Raw genomic sequence first — 19,129 nt, forward strand, 5'->3', positions numbered from 1 at the left:
ACCTCTCAGCTTTAAAGCTGAGAGGTTTATATTATTTTTATACTGTTTTAATAGATTTCATTGCGGTCATTGCTTTTCTCAGTTCGGCACCGATAGTTTCAACCTGATGAGAACGGATCACTTCGTTGATGGCAATCAGGGTTCTGTTATCTACAGCACCATCTTTACCCTCGTTAAAGTTTTTACCAATCAGATCGGCCTCCACGTGTTTCATGAAATCTGCCAGTAATGGCTTACAGGCGTGATCAAATAAGTAACAGCCATATTCTGCTGTATCAGAGATCACTCTGTTCATTTCAAATAATTTTTTACGGGCAATTGTATTCGCAATCAGCGGGGTCTCATGTAATGATTCATAGTAAGCAGACTCAGGTTTAATTCCGGCTTCTACCATAGTTTCAAAAGCCAGCTCAACACCTGCTCTGATAAAGGCAACCATTAACAAAGCATTGTCAAAATATTCTTGTTCGCCAATTTTAACGTTACCAGCTGGTGTTTTTTCAAACGCAGTTTCGCCAGTAGCAGCACGCCATGCCAATAAGTTTTTATCTCCGGCAGCCCAGTCTTCCATCATGGTACGGCTAAATTCACCGCTCATGATATCATCCTGATGTTTCTGGAACAATGGACGCATAATAGTTTTTAATTCTTCTGAGATTTCAAAAGCTTTGATTTTAGCTACATTGCTTAATCTGTCCATCATAGCAGTGATTCCACCTTGTTTTAAAGCTTCAGTAATCACTTCAACACCATATTGAACCAGTCTTGAAGCGTAACCAGCATCAATCCCTTTTTCAACCATTTTATCGAAAGAAAGGATAGAGCCAGTTTGCAATAAACCACAAAGTATGGTTTGCTCGCCCATCAGATCCGATTTTACTTCTGCAACAAATGATGATTTTAATACACCGGCCCGGTGACCACCTGTTCCAACACAATAAGCTTTTGCCTGTGCCAGACCTTTTCCTTCCGGATCGTTTTCAGGGTGTACAGCGATTAAAGTCGGTACGCCAAAACCTCTCACGTATTCTGCTCTTACTTCACTTCCAGGACATTTTGGAGCGACCATGATTACCGTAATATCTTTACGGATCTGCATGCCTTCTTCTACAATGTTAAAACCATGAGAGTATAATAAAGTAGCGCCTTTTTTCATTAATGGCATAATCGCATTAACTACCGAAGTATGCTGTTTATCTGGGGTAAGGTTAATTACTACATCAGCTTCAGGGATTAATTCTTCATAAGTACCTACGGCAAAGTTGTTTTCAGTAGCATTTTTCCAGGAATCTCTTTTACCTTCAATAGCTTCTTTACGCAGCGTATAAGAAACATTTAAACCACTATCTCTTAAGTTTAAACCCTGGTTTAATCCTTGTGCACCACAGCCCACAATAACTAATTTCTTTCCTTTTAATGCGCTTACACCATCCAGGAATTCAGAGCTGTCCATGAAATCACAAACGCCCAGCTGGTTTAATTTTTCTCTTAGAGGTAGTGTGTTAAAATAATTTGACATCGTTTTTGTTTTTTGATTTTTAAGGTTCTTTTTAATTATATGTTAGGCGGTTACATAGTAAACACATTCTTTTCCTGATCCAGGAATTCATTTTCAATGACATCCTGACCTGGATCAAGGCGTTCGAATTCTCTCAGTTTACTGTTAAAGCCTTCGCTGTCTTTGATAATAGCTACGCGCGCACTGCGGACAAATTCGATTAATCCGTAAGGTTGTAATACCTCGATGAGTTTATCGGTTTCGGTACGGTGACCAGTAGTCTCAAATACAGTATAATCTTTACGGATCACTACTGCTCTTGCGCCGTTTTCACGCAGTAAACGTTCAACCAATACTTTTTCTACAATAGTATCAGTCGGTACTTTGTATAAAGCAAGTTCCTGCCAGATAATATCCTCATTCGTATTAAAGTACACTTTAAGAACGTCTATCTGTTTTTCAATCTGCCTTGCCAGTTTCCGTACTACTTCTTCTGTTTCTGTAATTAAGATATTGAAACGGTGAATGTGCTCAATTTCAGAAGGAGAGACATTTAAACTTTCAATGTTGATCTTCCGTCTTGAAAATATAATCGCAATACGATTAAGTATACCGATCTGATTTTCAGTATATACCGTAATGGTAAATTCCTGTTGTTTAGCATTTGCTAATTCTAAATCCTGAGAATTGCTCATAATCGTTAATTATTTAAGTCTGATTTCACTTACGCTACAGCCTTGCGGAACCATAGGGAATACATTATGTTCTTTACTAACCATTACCTCTAAAAGGAATGATCCCGGATGCTGAAGCATTTGTTCCAGTGATCCAACCAGATCAGCACGTTCAGTAACTTTTTTACCGGCGATATAATAGGATTCGGCCAGTTTGACAAAATCAGGGCTGGTGATATCTACAAATGAATAACGTTTCTCATTGAATAACTGCTGCCACTGACGAACCATGCCTAAGAACTGGTTATTGAGGATCAGTATTTTAACATCTACACCAAACTGCATAATAGTGCCCAGTTCCTGTAAAGTCATCTGAAATCCTCCATCGCCGATTACGGCAACAACAGTACGGTTTGGTGCACCGAATTTGGCTCCGATAGCTGCGGGAAGACCAAAACCCATCGTGCCTAATCCACCACTGGTTACACTCAGGCGGGTCGTGTTTAGTTTTCCATAACGACAGGCTACCATCTGATGCTGACCAACGTCACTTACAATTATCGCTTCGCCTTTAGTCAGGATATTCAGTTGATTGATCACTTCACCCATAGTCAGTTCTCCGCTTTGGGGATTCAGCTCTTTTTCAATCAGCTCTTCCTTTTCAATTTTTTCAAACTGTTTAAATTCAGCTAACCATTCAGGATGGGTTTTTTCTGTAACGAGTTTGGTTAACAATGGAAGGGTTTCCTTACAGTCTCCCCAGACAGGTACATCTGCTTTTACATTTTTATCGATCTCCGCCGGATCAATATCCAGGTGGATCACTTTAGCTTGTTTTGCGTATTTATCTAAACGTCCGGTCACCCGGTCATCAAAACGCATTCCTATGGCAATCAGTACATCACAGGAATTGGTCTGAACGTTAGGCCCATAGTTTCCGTGCATGCCAAGCATACCCACATTTAAAGGGTGATCGGTAGGAATAGCTCCGGCACCTAAAATAGTCCAGGCTGCGGGAATACCACTTTTCTCTACAAAAGCTTTGAATTCTGCTTCTGCGCTGCCTAATAATATACCCTGCCCAAACAGAATAAATGGTTTTTTTGCGCTGTTGATTAAAGCAGCTGCCTGCTCTATATATTCATTTCTGACAAATGGTCTGGGACGATAGCTACGAATATGATTACAAGGCGTATATCCTTCGTAATCAAATAGCTGCATCTGTGCGTTTTTGGTAATATCAATTAATACAGGGCCTGGTCTGCCGCTTCTGGCAATGTAAAAAGCTTTTGCCAGGGCTGCAGGAATTTCATTGGCATCAGTCACCTGGTAGTTCCATTTGGTTACAGGTGTAGTGATGTTGATGACATCAGTTTCCTGAAAAGCATCTGTTCCCAGCAAGTGTGCAAATACTTGTCCGGTAATACAAACAAGGGGGGTACTGTCAATTTGTGCATCAGCTAAGCCGGTCACCAGGTTGGTTGCACCCGGACCGCTGGTAGCGAAAACAACCCCAACTTTGCCTGAAGTACGGGCAAAACCCTGAGCTGCGTGTGTAGCGCCTTGTTCATGTCTGACCAAAATGTGGTTCAGCTTTTCTTTGTAGTCATAAATAGCATCATAGATAGGCATGATGGCTCCGCCGGGATAACCAAAGATAGTATCTGTTCCTTCGGCAATTAATCCTTCCAGCAGTGCAACTGAACCCGTTACCGACGTGGTCTTTTTAGGTTCTGTTAAAGCGGTTGTTACCTCTTGTAAAGTGTCCATTTGAATAGTTTTAATTTGGGACCTTGGTTAATTAATCAGTGTAGGCATCTGTAACACAACCTTCACTCGCATTACTTACTTGTTTCAGATATTTATAAAGGACGCCGCTTTTGACGGGTGGTGGTAACTGTTTCCATTCGGATCTTCTTTGTGCAAGTTCTTCGTCCGAAATATTTAATTGTAAAGTGTTGTTAACCGCATCTATAGTGATAATATCGTTATCTCTGACTAAGCCAATATTTCCGCCATCCCAGGCTTCCGGAGTAATGTGGCCCACAACGAAACCGTGTGTTCCACCCGAAAAACGACCATCTGTAATCAATGCCACTGATTTTCCAAGACCCGCACCAATGATGGCAGATGTTGGTTTCAACATTTCGGGCATACCAGGTGCACCTTTTGGCCCTACCTGGATGATCACCACAACATCACCTTTTTGTACTTTTCCGCTTTGAATACCTGCAATTAATTTCTGCTCGCCTTCAAATACGCGGGCAGGGCCTTCAAATCTTTCGCCTTCTTTACCGCTGATTTTTGCAACTGCTCCTTTTTCAGCCAGGTTACCATATAACATTTGCAGGTGACCAGTACTTTTCAATGGGTGGGTTACAGGATAGATAACTTTCTGAGTGTCAAAATCAAGATCTATTGCTCCTGCTACATTTTCGGCCAGGGTTTTTCCAGTAACTGTCATACAGTCTCCGTGAACCAGGCCAACTTTTAAGAGGTATTTCAGTATCGCAGGAACACCGCCGATGTGATGCACATCTTCCATCAGATACTGACCGCTAGGTTTAAGATCTGCCAGTACAGGTGTCTGGTCACTTATATTTTGAAAGTCTTCTAATCTTAAGGTTAAGCCTACAGATTTTGCCATAGCAATTAAATGCAGTACGGCATTGGTTGATCCTCCCAGTACCATGACAGTAACAATCGCATTGCGAAATGCTTTCTCTGTCATTATATCTGTAGGAAGAATATTCTTTTCAAGCAATACACGAATGGCTTTTCCAGCATCCAGGCATTCTTGTTTTTTCTCGTCACTCAGCGCCGGGTAAGAAGAACTGTAAGGTAAACTCATACCCAGTGCTTCAATAGCAGAAGCCATTGTATTGGCAGTGTACATTCCGCCGCAGGCACCTGCACCGGGGCATGTATGACGGATGATACCCTGATAATCTTCTTCGGATAAATTACCGGCTAATTTTTCGCCCAGTGCCTCAAATGCCGAGACAATATTTAAAGATTTTCCTTTATATTTTCCTGAGTGGATACTACCTCCGTAAACCATAATTGAAGGTCTGTTCAACCGTCCCATTGCCATAATTGAACCTGGCATGTTTTTATCACATCCAGGAATAGTAATCAGGCCGTCGTAATATTGTCCGCCACAAATGGTTTCAATAGAGTCTGCGATTACATCTCTGGATACCAATGAATAACGCATGCCGTCTGTACCGTTGGACATACCATCACTGACACCAATGGTGCCAAAGGTTAAACCAACCATTTCATTTTTCCATACGCCGTCTTTAACGATTTTTGCCAGATCATTTAAGTGCATATTACAGGTGTTTCCATCATAACCCATGCTGGCAATTCCCACCTGTGCTTTTTGCATATCTTCAGTGGTCAGACCAATACCGTATAACATAGCCTGTGCGCCTGGCTGTGTTGGGTCCTGGGTGAAAACTTTGCTGTAGCGGTTCAATTCTGGTGTTTGTGACATCTTCTTGTTTTAGGATTTTATATGATTACTTCGTAGTTCTGTTTTTCTAATACTAATGCTTTATAAGTGCGTTGTATGGTTGCACCCAGACTTTCTGTCCAAAGTGTCGGGAAAGTCACTTCATCTACAGAGGCGATACCTGCAATTTCTGCCGCTGTTCCACAGAAAAAGGCACTGTCTGCATTTTTTAAATCATCTACTGATAAATGTCTTTCAATGCATTCAATATCAAGTGTTTTACATAAGCGAAGAACTGTAGCCCTGGTAATTCCAGCCAGAATATTTCCAAGTGGCGGAGTATATAATTTGCCGTTTTTTTCAATGAAAATATTTGCGCCTGGTGCTTCAGCGATATGGTTATTCATATCCAGCAGGATGGCTTCATCAAAACCTTTGCTTTTAGCTTCGGTAGTAGCCAGTATAGAATTCACATAGTGTCCGCTGGCTTTAGCTTCTACATGTGTGGATTTAGGGTTTGGTCTCTGATAACTGGAAACACAAACTTTCTGTAGTTTGTTACCCAGGTAGGCACCCCATTCCCAGGCACAGATCATAATCGAAACTTCTGTTGCCGGAGTTAATGACATATTCGGTGCGCAATACACTAAAGGACGGATATACGCGTCTTTTAAATTATTCTTCTCCAGTAATTTATAGGTTTGTTTAATCAGTTCGTTGACATCGAAAGGAAAAGGGATATGCATCAGCTCAGCAGAACGTTTCAGCCTTGTGTAATGCTCTTTTGCTTTAAATACCCTCGTGCCATTGTGGGTATTGTACGCTCTGATGCCTTCAAAAACGCCATAACCATAATGTAATGATTGACTGTATAAATCTGTCTTGGCTTCGGCGGCTTTAATAAACTTCCCGTTTAAATAAAGGACTGTGGTTGAATCGTAGTATTGCATTTTGGTCTTGTTTCGGTGTCTGGTTTTGCTTTTATTAAAAAAGCGCCTCTTTCGGAGGCGCTTCAGGATATTTTTGTAGGTTAAATATTCATTTACAGCGCCTTAGTCTTCTGAATAATCAGTAGAAGTACCAGGTTAATAATGACATTAAGTTGTGCTGTGAATAAACCTTGCATTTTGCTGTGTTTTTTTGTTTGCTTTATATAAATCCAATTTAGTTTTTGGTTTACAGACTGTCAATAGCAGAATGAAAATAAATGAAAAAAAAATATAAAGTATTTATTTGTTAATAATTCGATATAATATTTTGCTTAAAATACATTTTACCTTTGTATAACTGGTGTCTACTATACCAAATATGATATTGGTATTCGGTATAGGTGTTATGCTTGCATTACAATTTGGAGGTATTTCTTCTTAAAATGGTAAAATGTCTGAAAAATTTAAAAAAAAGCAGCCAGAAAATCAGGAATGAAAAACGGACGTTTTAGTAGCTATTTTTCGTCCGGTTAGCAACTATAAAAAGGAAGAAGGGTAGTTATGCTGTTCATGTTCGGACAATTTTTTGTCCGATAACGTACGATAGTTTATTTATACAAACTAAAACATTGTCTGTCAGGTGCTTTTTTGCGTATTTTGGATGTGGCACAGACTTAGCGGACGCCTTTTTAAAAATTGTAGCCTCATGTATAAACTCAGTCTGAAAATTGCATTGCGGAATCTTTGGAAAAACAAAGTCTTTTCCATGATCAATATTGGCGGGCTGGCTATAGGTCTGGCAAGTTGTTTGCTTTTACTGCTATATGTGAATTATGAGTGGAGTTATGATAAGCAGTTTAAAAACATAGACAGAATCTATGCTGTTTATGATAACGATATAATGAGCGATAAGATTACAACTAATCGCGCTTACTGTACACCAAGTCAGCTTGCTGGAACTGCTTTACAAACAATGCCGGGAATAGAATACGTGACTCGTATGGTTCAGGGAGGAGGGCTCTTTAAATACAAAGAGAATAATTTCAACAAAAATATTATTTATGCAGATCCTTCTTTCCTTAAGATCTTTGATTATAATTTTATTAAAGGTGATCCTGCGACTGCGCTTGCAACTCCTGATGCTGTAGTGATTACCGCAGAAACGGCTAAGGTTTTCTTTGGTGATGAAGAACCTATAGGTAAAACCCTCAGTTTTGATAATCGCAGAACATTGGTCGTTACTGCCGTGATTAAAGATTTACCCTATAATCAGAGTTATCGTTTTGATATGCTGATGAGCTGGTCTTTTCTGGAAAAAGAACAGCCTTATCTCAAACGGATGGACTGGTCGGATGGGGCCTTGAATACGATTATTCAGCTTAAGAAGGGGAGTTCCTTTGCTATCGCTGATGCACAGATGAGGGAAATATTCAGTCAGCATCAAAATGGAAATAACTACATAGAGTTTTTCCTTTTTCCGTTTAAAAAGAATCACCTATATAATTACTTTGAAAATGGGAAGCTGGCGGGAGGGGATATTGATCTGATCAAACTGTATTTAACGCTTGCTGTTTGTGTCTTGTTTATCGCGTGTATCAACTATATGAATCTTTCTACAGCACGTTCCGAAAAGAGGTTTAAAGAAGTTGGTATCCGGAAAACGCTGGGATCTACCCGGTGGTCGATCGGCAGGCAGTTTTTAATAGAATCACTGCTATTGTCATTTTTGGCTATGTTATTTGCCTTTATGCTGGTAGAAGTGTTTTTGCCATATTTCAATAATCTGCTGGGCATTCAAATGGGTATCAATTACCTGTCTTATCAATTCTGGACTATAATTTTTCTTTTAATTTTAGCTACTGGTTTACTTGCCGGCAGTTATCCGTCTTTTTATCTTTCTTCATTTATCCCTGTCAAAGTTTTAAAAGGCTTTAGAGGAATAGGTAAAAATTCATTGCCTGTCAGAAAAATATTGGTAATTGTTCAATTCTGTTTTTCAATCTGTATGATTATTTGCGCAATTATCATTCACCGGCAAATCCAGTTTATGAATACTAAACCTCTGGGTTTCGACCAGAATAATCTGGTCCAGATATGGAGGCCAGGTGTTTTAAAGGATGCACATAAGCTGGAAGTTTTTAAAGCAGAACTTATCAGATCAGGTGCTGTTGTCTCTGCAACCGAAACCAGTAACGGGGTTACAAATAATTCAGTCAGTACAGAAAAAATCAGATGGCCCGGAAGACAAAAAAATGAGCAGATCAGTATGCAGCTTCATTTTTCAGGATATGATTTTATGCAGACTATTGGTGCGAAGATGTTAACCGGGCGTGATTTCAGCCGTAGTTTCGGTTCTGATTCTTTGGCTGTTGTACTCAATGAGACTGCAGTAAAACGGATGAACCTTAAAGATCCTATTGGTAAACAGATCCGGAATGATGACTGGGGTAAAACTTTTAAGGTTATAGGAGTAGTAAAAGACTATAACTACGCAACCTTAGGTCATAAAGTTGATCCTGGTTTATACTTTTACAGGAATGATGAGGTGTCAAATGTCATTGTGATGCGGCTGAACCCTGATCAGAATATAACAGCCTCTGTAGAAAAAATTAAAATGCTAAGCCAGAAGCTGAATCCGGATTATCCTTTTGAAATCACATTTGTCAGCCAGAAGATGGCAGAAAAATTGAATAATGAAAGGATCTTAAGTATCCTGTCCAATGTATCTGGTGGGTTCGCTATCTTCATCTCCTGTCTTGGTCTTTTAGGTCTGGCACTCTATATGGCTGAGCAGCGAAGTAAAGAAATCAGCATTCGTAAAGTATTAGGGGCTGATCTGAAAAGTATTCTTATCCTTTTGAATAAAGATTTCATCAAACTGGTTTTGATTTCCAATCTGGTTTCGATTCCTGTAGCTTATATCGTAGTATCCGGGTGGCTGCAAAAATATGATTACAGAGTAGAGATCAGCTACTGGCCTTTTTTAGGAACTCTTTTGCTATCTGTATTTATAGCCATATTGTCGGTTAGCCTGCAAACCTTTAAGGTTGCTAAGGCGAATGCCGTGGATGCCTTGAAATACGAATAGGGGATAACCCCAAATAAAAAAAGAGTGTCCTTTTGAGACACTCTTTTTCTATAATTTATGATTAAATATTAAGCTACACCCTCAGCTAAAACAATAATCTTATTCTTTAAAACTTCAACGACACCGCCTTTAATAATAAAGGTTTGTTCGTCAGTTTTGCTTTTAATAATTACTGGTCCATCCTCTAATGTTGAAATAATAGGAGCATGGTCTTTCAAAATCTGGAAAGAACCCATAGTTCCAGGTACAGTAACTGCTGTTACTTCGCCTTCGAAGACTTTTTTATCTGGTGTTAATATTTCTAATTTCATATGTTGAGTGTATACGCCTTAATTAAGCGTTTGCTTCAGCTAATAATTTCTTTCCTTTTTCAATTGCATCTTCGATGCCACCAACTAAGTTAAATGCAGCTTCAGGATACTCATCAACTTCACCATCCATAATCATATTGAATGCTTTGATGGTTTCTTTAATGTCAACCAATACACCTTTTAAGCCTGTAAATTGCTCAGCTACGTGGAAAGGTTGTGACAAGAAACGTTGAACACGACGTGCGCGGTGAACGATTAATTTATCTTCTTCAGATAACTCATCCATACCTAAAATCGCAATGATATCCTGTAATTCTTTATAACGTTGTAAAATTTCTTTCACACGTTGTGCAGTGTTATAGTGCTCATCACCTAAGATAGCCGGAGAAAGGATACGTGAAGTAGAATCCAGTGGATCTACCGCAGGATAGATACCTAGCTCAGAAATTTTACGTGATAATACTGTTGTTGCATCTAAGTGGGCAAACGTTGTAGCCGGAGCCGGGTCAGTTAAATCATCCGCAGGTACATAAACAGCCTGAACAGAAGTAATTGATCCACGTTTAGTTGAAGTAATACGCTCTTGCATTAAACCCATCTCAGTTGCCAGCGTTGGCTGGTAACCTACTGCCGATGGCATACGGCCTAATAGTGCTGATACTTCAGAACCTGCCTGAGTGAAACGGAAGATGTTATCAACGAAGAAAAGGATATCTTTTCCAGCGCCTTCACCATCGCCATCACGGAAGTATTCCGCTACAGTTAATCCTGATAAAGCTACGCGGGCACGTGCTCCAGGAGGCTCGTTCATCTGACCGAAAACCAATGTAGCTTTAGACTCTTTTAATTTTTCTGTATCAACCTTGCTTAGATCCCATCCACCTTTTTCCATTGAATGAAGGAACTCATCACCATAGTTAATTACTCCTGATTCGATAAACTCACGTAAAAGGTCATTTCCTTCACGTGTACGCTCACCAACACCAGCGAATACTGATAAACCAGCATATGCTTTCGCAATGTTGTTTACCAATTCCATAATTAATACAGTTTTACCTACACCTGCACCACCAAATAATCCGATTTTACCACCTTTAACGTAAGGCTCTAATAAATCGATTACTTTGATACCTGTGTAAAGTACTTCAGATTCAGTTGAAAGTTCGTCAAAACGAGGAGGTGCATTGTGGATAGATTTACCACCAGTTTTATCAACTGTGTTAATTCCGTCAATCGCTTCACCTACAACATTGAATAAACGACCCTTGATTTGATCACCAATAGGCATTTTAATAGGAGAGCCAGTATCTACTGCGGCCATTCCACGTACTAAACCATCAGTCGAGTCCATTGCAATTGCACGTACACGGTCTTCACCAAGATGTTGTTGAACTTCTAAAACGATCTTCTGTCCGTTTTCTTTTTCAATCTCTAATGCAGAGAAAATTTGAGGTAAATGAGCATCGTCAGCAAAACTCACGTCTACTACCGGTCCTATAATCTGCGCTATTTTTCCAATGTTAGGCATATATTGTTTTTGGTAAAATTATAAATATCAAATTGTTAAAGGCCCTTTTAAAGGCTTCAATTCGGTTTGCAAAGCTAAGGTTTTTCGATATAATTTTTGTATATAAATAAAAAGTTTTTCCACAGTTTTTTAATCAATAATTTAGCGGGTATGAAAACAATATTAGTTACAGGCAGCAACGGGCTTCTCGGACAGAAAATTACCTCCGCAGTATTATCCGGGAAACAGGTTAATCTGGTTGCAACTTCTAAAGGTGTTAACCGCTTTAAAAGCACTCAGGGCTATGAATATGCTGAGATGGATATTCTTGATCCGGTCAATGTGAGAAGGGTTGTGGAGCATTACAAACCGGATGCAATTATTCATACTGCGGCGCTGACCAATGTGGATAAATGTGAAAGTGAAAAGGAACTGGCCTATCAGTTGAACGTGGAAGCAGTGAAAACACTGGTCACTATTTGCGAAGAGTATAATATACAACTGGTACATTTATCTACAGATTTTATTTTTGATGGTATGGCAGGCCCTTATGACGAGCTGGCCGAACCCAATCCTTTGAGTTATTACGGACAGACAAAACTGGAAGCTGAAGAGATTATTAAAAATTCAAATTGTAAATGGGCTATTTTACGTACTATTATAGTATATGGAGTAATTAGCGATGAGAGCAGAAGTAATATAGTTTTATGGGCTAAAGGGGCATTGGAGAAAGGGGATACTATTAATGTCGTGAATGACCAGTGGCGGATGCCAACTCTGGCCGAGGATCTGGCAGAATGTTGTCTATTGGCTATTGAAAAAAATGCTCAGGGAATATTCAATGCTTCAGGAAATGAAATGATGAGCATTGCAGAACTGGTACGCCAGGTGGCAGATTTCTGGAAACTGGACAGTACACTGATTACAGAAATAAGTGCTGCGTCATTGAATCAGGCTGCAAAACGTCCGGTAAAGACAGGGTTCATTCTAGATAAGACTATCAAAGTACTGGGTTACAAGCCGCATAGTTTTGAAGAAGGACTGAGTTTGATGGACCAGCAACTTAAAGAAAGATAATACAAACAAAAAATAGATATAATTATGGCATTACAGACAGGCGATCAGGCACCCGACTTTAAATTATTCAACTCAGAATTGAAAGAGACATCATTAGCCGATTTCAAAGGCAAAAAAGTGGTGCTTCAGTTTTTTCCAATGGCTTTTACAGGAACATGTACTACACAGTTATGTACAATGAGAGATAGCTTTGGTTTTTACCAGGGAATGAATGCTGAAGTATTAGGTATTTCAGTAGATTCACCATTTACATTGGCAAAATTTAAAGAAGAACAGGCTTACCAGTTTCCTTTATTATCTGATTTTAATAAGGAAACCTCTACTGCTTATGGATCAATTTATGAAGAATTCGTCTTTAATCTGAAAGGCGTATCGAAAAGAGCAGCTTTTGTGATCGATGAACAAGGGAAAATTATCTATGCTGAAGTTTTGGAAGTAGCAACTGATCTTCCTGATTTCGACGCAATTAAGAAGGTTGTAGAAGGATAATTTGCATACAAAGGTGTATTTGTTTTAAAATTTTCTTTAAAAAAGTTTTGAAATCCAAATAGAAATACTACTTTTGCAATCCCGAAACGAAGGGAAATGCATTTGTAGCTCAATTGGATAGAGCATCTCACTACGGATGAGAAGGTTTGGGGTTCGAATCCCTACAAGTGCACTCTAGAAAGAGGGAACTTCAGAAATGAGATTCCCTCTTTTTTTTATTCATATCTCTGATATTCAGATTATTACAATTTTTTCGGATTTGCTGATTTTTGAACTCTAAAATCTTAGTGTTTTTGGTTATTTTGAAACTTAATTTCTCTTAAAGTTCTGATAGTTAGTTTGTTATTTTGTTTGTGCGGATCTAAACTATTAAAAATGATTCGAATTACAGGAAGGGTAAGTTAAAGGGAGTCGAATCAGTAGCTTTAACACTAGTAGAGCAAAAATAAAATTTAATGAAAATAGCTAATAATTACTGACTGATGAAGGTCAATGGAGAAGTTGAATTTAGGTTAAGCTTGACATGTTTCTGTGGAATAATGCAGGGATGTTTATCAATATGGTTCATTGATTTAGCTTTTTAGAAGGATTTTACTTATTTAAGTATTTTATCTCTAGTAGAGTAATCCTTTAATTAGCTGCAGATGATCAGTTCTGTAAACCTCTCTAGGAAAAGTATAATATCTTGAGCATTTCTGGGCTCAATATTTCGGTTATTATTGCTTTCAAATTTCATTATTTCCGCACATTCTTGCGAGTAAACAAATTCTTCTGCTGAATTTGAATCAGAATTTGCTTGGATACCCTCGTAGATCATAGCATCCAAATTTTCATGATCCAAATTAAAAATGAATTTCACACCATCTGTGAAATGGATATGAAAGTTCTTATCATCGCAAAGTATCCGTTTTTCTGTTAAGAGATCAATTATTTTTCTTTTATATGTAGTCTCAAATTGCTGGTAGGTTAAAGAGATATTTGAGAATTTGCCAATGGCATCAGCAATTATTTTTTCAGCTTTTGAAATCATAAACGCTGCGTTGTTCAAACTAGTTCCTATACTATTGATTTTGTACTCACAATCGGCTTTTATTGCGAAGTAGTCGTCATTGTCTATGTCACCTGTTAGCAAAAGTTCCTTAGCCTTATTTAGCCTTTCAAATGTCCTTTCTATACTTTTAAAGATTTGGGATTGTGTATTTGAAGCTTCGCCGAAATGTTTATTATAAACACGTTTTAAGACCACATGAAAAAGAGATAAATAGAATTCTCTGGGAATTAACTGTATTAACTCTTTTAGTACCAATTCATCTATAGAATCGGCTCTAACCCGGAATTTGCAACCATTCATACAGTGGTAGTAATGGTAATACGTATTTCTACCCTTCGAGGCACTGCCTGTTAGGTTCTTAAAGCATAGCGGGCATGTTAATAGACCTCTTAATGGTAGTTGATTGTTAGTTGTAGTTCTACGTTGTGGTTTTCCATGGTTATTTAATACCTGTTGGACTTGCTTAAAGGTACCCTCAGATATTAATTTTTCATGCAAGCCATTAACTAAATACCGATTTTCTTGTTCGTACGCTGGAACTATGATCTTACCACAATAAATGGGATTTCGGATCATCGGCCAGAAATTATTTAAGCTACATTTAAATCCGTTCTCTATTGCTTCGTTATAAATAAAACGTGTGGAATGATATCCTTTAGCCAATTCAATAAAAATGTTCTTGATGAAGGTCGCCTCTGGCTCTTTGGGTATTATACATTTTTTGCCATCGATTAAGGTGATATTTATATATCCTATCGGTGCATGACACATATATCGTCCCTCTTGTTTTGCTTTACGCATACCTTGCCTAACATTTAAACTTCGCCTGTCATTTTCTACTTCGGATGTTGCCAGGTAAGTGGCGAGCATTATTTTATTTTCTGGAATTGCCAGGTTAAGAGGTTGATCAATAGCCTTTGTTTCAATGTTCATCTTTTTAAGCCTTTCAATCATGGAATATGCATCTGCAGCATTCCTACTGAATCTATCCCATCTTGAAAATAAAATAAAGTCAGGCCTATTAGACCTATTAGACCTATTACGGCTTAAGCTTAAGAATAATTTCGACCACTCGGGTCTATTGAAGGTTTTTGCTGAATGATCTTCATATACAACTTGTAGAATTTGGATTTTATTAGCGAAACAGAACTTTTCCAAACGTTCTCTTTGACTTTGCTGTGAGTATCCTTTTTGTGCCTGCTCATCAGTACTTACACGAATGTATAACGTTGCAGTTTGCATGATAGAGATTAGATAAACTATTTCATCGTTAGTTTAAAATCACATTTTTTGTAGGAGTAAAATGACGGTTGAATTATAACCTGCGTTAGTTTTTAAATTGTGGAGATTTAATCTGTTGATCTATAATGTTTAAAATGCCAGTTGGGTAATTTTAGGTATTATAAGTTATCTAAATGGGCAAAAGTGCAAGAAGGATGACTCTATTATCATATTTAATATTCCAGTTTTAATTCTTAGTTTATCCCAAATAATAACTTATTTATAAAATGTCTCTCCTTAACTATTTTAAAGAAATCACTATTGGTTGGGAGCTGTCGCTTTTTCTTGTTGTATTTTGTGTCTGGCCGATTAGTTCTTACCTAATTTTTCATTTCGACCCCCTTTTGTTTGTGGACTTGGATTTATCTAAGCTGACACTGTTGTCTTCCGCAATTGCTTCATCTTTTTTTGTAATTAATACGGGTGCTAGTTTTCTGCTAACTGATCCCAAAGACAAAGATTTGAAGTGGGGCAATGCACCCGATCAGTTTTTATCTGGAACGGTACTAGTCGGAGTTGGCATTTCCCTGTGGGTACTTTCTTTCGGTGCTATCGCTGCCTTAATGGACTGTACTCTTCAGGTAGTAAAGTTTATAATGACCGGTATTGAAGTCGCTTTCTTGGTGATTATTGGTTGGTCAAAAGTCGTCGAGGATAAACGATTTAAAAGAAAAAACAACAGCAATCATGAATGAAATTGTAAGGAATTACCTGGTCAAATGGGCAAAAGTAAAACGCCCTGTATCTTATAGTCAAATTGCTAAAGATTGTGGCTTGAATTTAAATCTTGAATCACCTTCTGATGGCCCCTTTGCTCCGGAATCGGAGGCACTTTGGAGCGGAATAAGGTGTCAGTTTAAATGCAGAATGATGTAATCATTTAGAACATTAAGGAGCTATCCAATCAAAATTGATAAGATGACCTAAGTTATCTGTCAATTGATTATCAGGGTTAGATCTAAGGTATTTATTATTACCAGTTCCAACTACAGTTACCTTTTCACCAAGCTCAAATCTTGAAGTCTTATAGTTCCATAGCCATGTAATAGTATGATTCCCTTTCAATTCTACAGTTGCAATTGCTTCTGCTTTTGTTTTCTTTTGGGCCCTAGTAAGTTTATTAGGTCCCGTTACAGTGTGAAAAGCATAAGCGGTAATAACACCGTCCGAATTTTTCCAGACTCCCGAAATTCGATATTCTGCCATAATTTATAAGATTAAAATTCATCAACAATTTCTACTACTTCTTTTGCAAATGGACTTTTATCAATCTGAATCTGCAAAACTCTTCTGAAGTTATTAAGCTCCCTTTGTTCGATAACTCCCTGTAACTTTGTTCTGCCTTGATAGCCTTTTTGTAAAATCATCTCAATCGCATCGTCAATTCCGGTTAAAGTACTTGGCATATCATACATCACTGCATTTGGGGCATCATTTGTATCCAATTGAAACCAAGCTGGATGAGGTCGAAAACGTGTTTTTAAGGTATTCTGGCTAAAACCATGTTTCTTATAAAATTGAGCCGCTTTTTCCCTTATTGAACCATGTAAGTCATTAGGTATAACAATTTTGAGCTTAAAGTTGGTAAAATCCTTTCCTTCATAGTTTAGGGTAGGTTCATTATGAAGACTATCAACCATTCCAGCTACAAAATTCTTGTAATATCCTATTGCAAGCGCTGTAGTTGGATATAAGCTCAGATGACCAAGCCGATAATGTTCCTCAATCTTACTAGTAAATTCTTGACATGCATTTTCGATGGTACTAGGATTTCCTGCATCAAATCTCGGCATATATATGCCGTTAAAGTCAGAAGGTAATTTAATTCCTTTTTCAACCAACAAGAATGATTTATCTTTACCAAGAGCACCTAAAAATAGTGCCATCTCCAGAATTACATTATCCCTGGGCTCGATTACAATATTGTCATTCGTTAAAGTAAGGTCATCTGCCGTTGCCACAAAAACACCAAAATCGAAATAACTTGCCATTTTTAACAAGTTATCAAAGGTGCTTACATTCGTTTCCCATGCGGCATCATCCTTCCACAGATAACAATCTCCTACAATAGACAAACATTCCTTGACCTTTTTCGCTGATTCATATCCGGCTAGCGAAGAACCTATAAATATATTTGGTTTTAAATCCGTCATGTTAATAGGTTAAAATACCACGTTGAACGCTATAACTTTTATTTATCTCACTTGAGGAATCTTCTATAAGAAGATCTAAATCAATTTTAAGTCTGATAAGATCTTTAACAATCCCTTCTTTAGTCAGTGGTTTTTCTGTTCCATTTGGACTAGAAACAGAGAGTCTATAAGTGGGCTCATTAATAATTCGGTTAATTTGCGATGAAACCACCTTTGCTATTTCCAATTCTGTCCCAGCGTTATAATAAAGTTTATTGCTATCAATATCATGGACAATGCTAGTGAGTTGAAAGCTTTTTAAAGTTTCGAGTTGATCGTCACAATCTGCTTTTAAGGTTTTAAGGAGTCTTATCCCCCTTCTGGAACCATCGTTGGTAGCGGTTCCTTTATGATTGATATTGTTAGCTGTTGCAAAAGGATAATCTAAGTGCTTTGTCTCCTTAACAAAGTTAAAAAGATAGATACCTTTATAGTGCTCGTTTCCCGTTTCCGTATATTTATCAGAGTGATACCAAAAACTAGGTACGATATCAACCTTACGGCCCAAGTTTTGGTTAATAATTGAAATGCTCTTTTCGCCTTTATCATCAACAATGTCATATTGTCTTTTCAGAATCTGAATGGCCTGTCGTCGTAGATCTTTTATATCAGAATTTGGATCAGAGTCAGTATAAGGGTTAACAGGTTGCCCTTGCGGATAATGATAGCGATTTATCACTGTCAACAAATCAATATCACTATGTACCTTTATGTTGGTACCAGCCATAACGGAACCTTGATTTTTATAAGCTCTGCGAAAGTGCAAATTAAAATCACGTTCTAAATGATTTTGTACATTTTGTGCTGCCTGAAGTGTCCGTTCATTATACTTTTTCCCTATTGGAAGCATAGACTCCACTAGGTACTTAATATTTTCAGGTAAGTCCGAAGTACTAAAAGATTTTGTTAGAGTAGACTCATTAAAGTCCTTATCAAATCTTCTATTTTGGAGATTTGATAGCCTCCGGCCATAATTTAGATTTGCCATATGCTATCCCTTCTCCTTTCTAACTCCTTTAAACGGAGTTCCATCTTGTTTAACATCCATGAACCGACCTGTGTCAGCATCTCTTTTAACCCATTGGTCTGTTTTTGGGTTGTGTGTTTGTGAGCGGTCTCTTACTGCTCCATTTCTGTGGCCATCGCCAGTCTTACCGTTTCTTGCCATACTTTTAAAAATTAGGTTGTACAATTCCCTTTGCCAATGGCATTGAACGCAGGGCGTTAATTACACCTCACATTGCAAGGTGTTTTCATAAAGCACGTAGAGGGTATATTCTGGTGGCGAAACAAGGGAAAAAATAATTTGAGGAATGAAAACTATTTATACCTTTGCGGCGTTATACAAAATATAACCTTGGTTGCTATCCAGCAACCCGATGCTATGTAAGGTTAGGCCTGCATCGATCCGCTAAAATTTTTGCAGGCTTTACCAAAAGACCTCTCACAATTAATCAGCCAATAGTTATATGTCAGTTAGATAGATGTAATGCTAATATTTTTGGCTTCATCTTTGATGTTACGCTATGAATGTTAGCTTTTTTGCCAATTAAATTAATTTCTGTGAAGAATTGG

General features: G+C 38.0%; 17 protein-coding genes and 1 tRNA gene. 6 read left to right on the forward strand and 12 right to left on the reverse strand.

Going from position 1 to position 19,129, the window contains the following annotated elements:
* Positions 1-37: 37 nt before the first annotated feature.
* Genes ilvC through HDF25_RS14680 form a run of 5 tightly spaced genes read right to left on the reverse strand, consistent with a single transcriptional unit; the run spans position 38 to position 6,579 of the window.
* A complete protein-coding gene (gene ilvC, locus HDF25_RS14660; RefSeq protein WP_184625981.1) occupies positions 38-1,519 on the reverse strand; it encodes a ketol-acid reductoisomerase in 1,482 nt (493 codons plus the stop codon).
* A gap of 50 nt (positions 1,520-1,569) precedes the next feature.
* Positions 1,570-2,193, reverse strand: a complete 624-nt coding sequence (gene ilvN / locus HDF25_RS14665; RefSeq protein ID WP_184625983.1) for an acetolactate synthase small subunit — start codon at positions 2,191-2,193, stop codon at positions 1,570-1,572.
* Between the two features lie 9 nt (positions 2,194-2,202).
* Positions 2,203-3,942: a biosynthetic-type acetolactate synthase large subunit gene (gene ilvB, locus HDF25_RS14670; protein WP_184625985.1), complete on the reverse strand. Its 1,740-nt coding sequence runs from the start codon at positions 3,940-3,942 to the stop codon at positions 2,203-2,205.
* Positions 3,943-3,973: 31 nt separating this feature from the next.
* Positions 3,974-5,671, reverse strand: coding sequence for a dihydroxy-acid dehydratase (ilvD, locus tag HDF25_RS14675; protein ID WP_184625987.1), 1,698 nt, complete (start codon positions 5,669-5,671; stop codon positions 3,974-3,976).
* A 17-nt stretch (positions 5,672-5,688) separates the two neighbouring features.
* On the reverse strand, positions 5,689-6,579 hold the full coding sequence (locus HDF25_RS14680; protein WP_184625989.1) for a branched-chain amino acid transaminase: 891 nt from the start codon (positions 6,577-6,579) through the stop codon (positions 5,689-5,691).
* A 685-nt stretch (positions 6,580-7,264) separates the two neighbouring features.
* Between HDF25_RS14680 and HDF25_RS14685 the strand changes: the two genes are divergently transcribed.
* Positions 7,265-9,646 carry an ABC transporter permease gene (locus tag HDF25_RS14685; RefSeq protein WP_184625991.1) on the forward strand — a complete coding sequence of 794 codons (2,382 nt, stop codon included), beginning with the start codon at positions 7,265-7,267 and terminating at the stop codon, positions 9,644-9,646.
* 68 nt (positions 9,647-9,714) lie between these two features.
* On the opposite strand, the gene atpC is transcribed toward HDF25_RS14685, so the two are convergent.
* Together atpC and atpD are read right to left on the reverse strand one after the other, a co-directional pair.
* Positions 9,715-9,957 carry an ATP synthase F1 subunit epsilon gene (atpC, locus tag HDF25_RS14690; protein WP_184625993.1) on the reverse strand — a complete coding sequence of 81 codons (243 nt, stop codon included), beginning with the start codon at positions 9,955-9,957 and terminating at the stop codon, positions 9,715-9,717.
* A gap of 22 nt (positions 9,958-9,979) precedes the next feature.
* Entirely contained in the window at positions 9,980-11,485 is a 1,506-nt protein-coding gene (atpD, locus tag HDF25_RS14695) for a F0F1 ATP synthase subunit beta (protein ID WP_184625995.1), read from the reverse strand.
* Positions 11,486-11,635: 150 nt separating this feature from the next.
* On the opposite strand from atpD, the gene HDF25_RS14700 reads away from it, so the two are divergent.
* The 3 genes from HDF25_RS14700 (at position 11,636) to HDF25_RS14710 (ending at position 13,202) form a co-directional block, all read left to right on the forward strand.
* On the forward strand, positions 11,636-12,541 hold the full coding sequence (locus tag HDF25_RS14700; RefSeq protein WP_184625998.1) for an SDR family oxidoreductase: 906 nt from the start codon (positions 11,636-11,638) through the stop codon (positions 12,539-12,541).
* A gap of 24 nt (positions 12,542-12,565) precedes the next feature.
* Entirely contained in the window at positions 12,566-13,030 is a 465-nt protein-coding gene (locus HDF25_RS14705; RefSeq protein ID WP_184626000.1) for a redoxin domain-containing protein, read from the forward strand.
* 98 nt (positions 13,031-13,128) lie between these two features.
* Positions 13,129-13,202: transfer RNA gene (locus HDF25_RS14710), tRNA-Arg, on the forward strand.
* A gap of 462 nt (positions 13,203-13,664) precedes the next feature.
* On the opposite strand, the gene HDF25_RS14715 is transcribed toward HDF25_RS14710, so the two are convergent.
* Positions 13,665-15,323: a recombinase family protein gene (locus tag HDF25_RS14715; protein WP_184626002.1), complete on the reverse strand. Its 1,659-nt coding sequence runs from the start codon at positions 15,321-15,323 to the stop codon at positions 13,665-13,667.
* 266 nt (positions 15,324-15,589) lie between these two features.
* Between HDF25_RS14715 and HDF25_RS14720 the strand changes: the two genes are divergently transcribed.
* The gene (locus HDF25_RS14720) at positions 15,590-16,057 is read left to right on the forward strand and encodes a hypothetical protein (RefSeq protein ID WP_184626004.1); all 468 of its coding nucleotides are present in this window, start codon (positions 15,590-15,592) and stop codon (positions 16,055-16,057) included.
* Positions 16,050-16,238 (forward strand): hypothetical protein, encoded by a 189-nt coding sequence (locus HDF25_RS14725; protein ID WP_184626006.1) that lies wholly within the window; start codon positions 16,050-16,052, stop codon positions 16,236-16,238. The genes HDF25_RS14720 and HDF25_RS14725 overlap by 8 nt, the downstream gene beginning before the upstream one ends.
* 12 nt (positions 16,239-16,250) lie before the next feature.
* Here the strand turns inward: HDF25_RS14725 and HDF25_RS14730 are convergent, their stop codons facing one another.
* The 4 genes from HDF25_RS14730 to HDF25_RS14745 are packed head-to-tail and all read right to left on the reverse strand — an operon-like array spanning position 16,251 to position 18,722.
* On the reverse strand, positions 16,251-16,568 hold the full coding sequence (locus tag HDF25_RS14730) for a DUF3892 domain-containing protein (protein ID WP_048903951.1): 318 nt from the start codon (positions 16,566-16,568) through the stop codon (positions 16,251-16,253).
* A gap of 11 nt (positions 16,569-16,579) precedes the next feature.
* The gene (locus HDF25_RS14735) at positions 16,580-17,515 is read right to left on the reverse strand and encodes an STING domain-containing protein (protein WP_048903952.1); all 936 of its coding nucleotides are present in this window, start codon (positions 17,513-17,515) and stop codon (positions 16,580-16,582) included.
* A 1-nt stretch (position 17,516) separates the two neighbouring features.
* Entirely contained in the window at positions 17,517-18,542 is a 1,026-nt protein-coding gene (locus HDF25_RS14740; RefSeq protein WP_184626008.1) for a hypothetical protein, read from the reverse strand.
* A gap of 3 nt (positions 18,543-18,545) precedes the next feature.
* Complete coding sequence (locus HDF25_RS14745; protein WP_184626010.1) at positions 18,546-18,722, reverse strand: hypothetical protein; 177 nt, start codon at positions 18,720-18,722, stop codon at positions 18,546-18,548.
* Between the last annotated feature and the right edge of the window lie 407 nt (positions 18,723-19,129).

Origin of the sequence: Pedobacter cryoconitis, from assembly GCF_014207135.1 — a bacterium.
Taxonomy (GTDB): domain Bacteria; phylum Bacteroidota; class Bacteroidia; order Sphingobacteriales; family Sphingobacteriaceae; genus Pedobacter; species Pedobacter cryoconitis_D.

Coding starts and splice junctions, on each gene's coding strand:
- HDF25_RS14705 (WP_184626000.1), top strand. CDS start 12,566: ATGGCATTACAGACAGGCGATCAGGCACCCGACTTTAAATTATTCAAC.
- ilvC (WP_184625981.1), bottom strand. CDS start 1,519: ATGTCAAATTATTTTAACACACTACCTCTAAGAGAAAAATTAAACCAG.
- HDF25_RS14735 (WP_048903952.1), bottom strand. CDS start 17,515: ATGACGGATTTAAAACCAAATATATTTATAGGTTCTTCGCTAGCCGGA.
- atpD (WP_184625995.1), bottom strand. CDS start 11,485: ATGCCTAACATTGGAAAAATAGCGCAGATTATAGGACCGGTAGTAGAC.
- HDF25_RS14685 (WP_184625991.1), top strand. CDS start 7,265: ATGTATAAACTCAGTCTGAAAATTGCATTGCGGAATCTTTGGAAAAAC.
- atpC (WP_184625993.1), bottom strand. CDS start 9,957: ATGAAATTAGAAATATTAACACCAGATAAAAAAGTCTTCGAAGGCGAA.
- HDF25_RS14720 (WP_184626004.1), top strand. CDS start 15,590: ATGTCTCTCCTTAACTATTTTAAAGAAATCACTATTGGTTGGGAGCTG.
- HDF25_RS14680 (WP_184625989.1), bottom strand. CDS start 6,579: ATGCAATACTACGATTCAACCACAGTCCTTTATTTAAACGGGAAGTTT.
- ilvD (WP_184625987.1), bottom strand. CDS start 5,671: ATGTCACAAACACCAGAATTGAACCGCTACAGCAAAGTTTTCACCCAG.
- HDF25_RS14740 (WP_184626008.1), bottom strand. CDS start 18,542: ATGGCAAATCTAAATTATGGCCGGAGGCTATCAAATCTCCAAAATAGA.
- HDF25_RS14730 (WP_048903951.1), bottom strand. CDS start 16,568: ATGGCAGAATATCGAATTTCGGGAGTCTGGAAAAATTCGGACGGTGTT.
- ilvB (WP_184625985.1), bottom strand. CDS start 3,942: ATGGACACTTTACAAGAGGTAACAACCGCTTTAACAGAACCTAAAAAG.
- HDF25_RS14700 (WP_184625998.1), top strand. CDS start 11,636: ATGAAAACAATATTAGTTACAGGCAGCAACGGGCTTCTCGGACAGAAA.
- HDF25_RS14715 (WP_184626002.1), bottom strand. CDS start 15,323: ATGCAAACTGCAACGTTATACATTCGTGTAAGTACTGATGAGCAGGCA.
- HDF25_RS14745 (WP_184626010.1), bottom strand. CDS start 18,722: ATGGCAAGAAACGGTAAGACTGGCGATGGCCACAGAAATGGAGCAGTA.
- ilvN (WP_184625983.1), bottom strand. CDS start 2,193: ATGAGCAATTCTCAGGATTTAGAATTAGCAAATGCTAAACAACAGGAA.
- HDF25_RS14725 (WP_184626006.1), top strand. CDS start 16,050: ATGAATGAAATTGTAAGGAATTACCTGGTCAAATGGGCAAAAGTAAAA.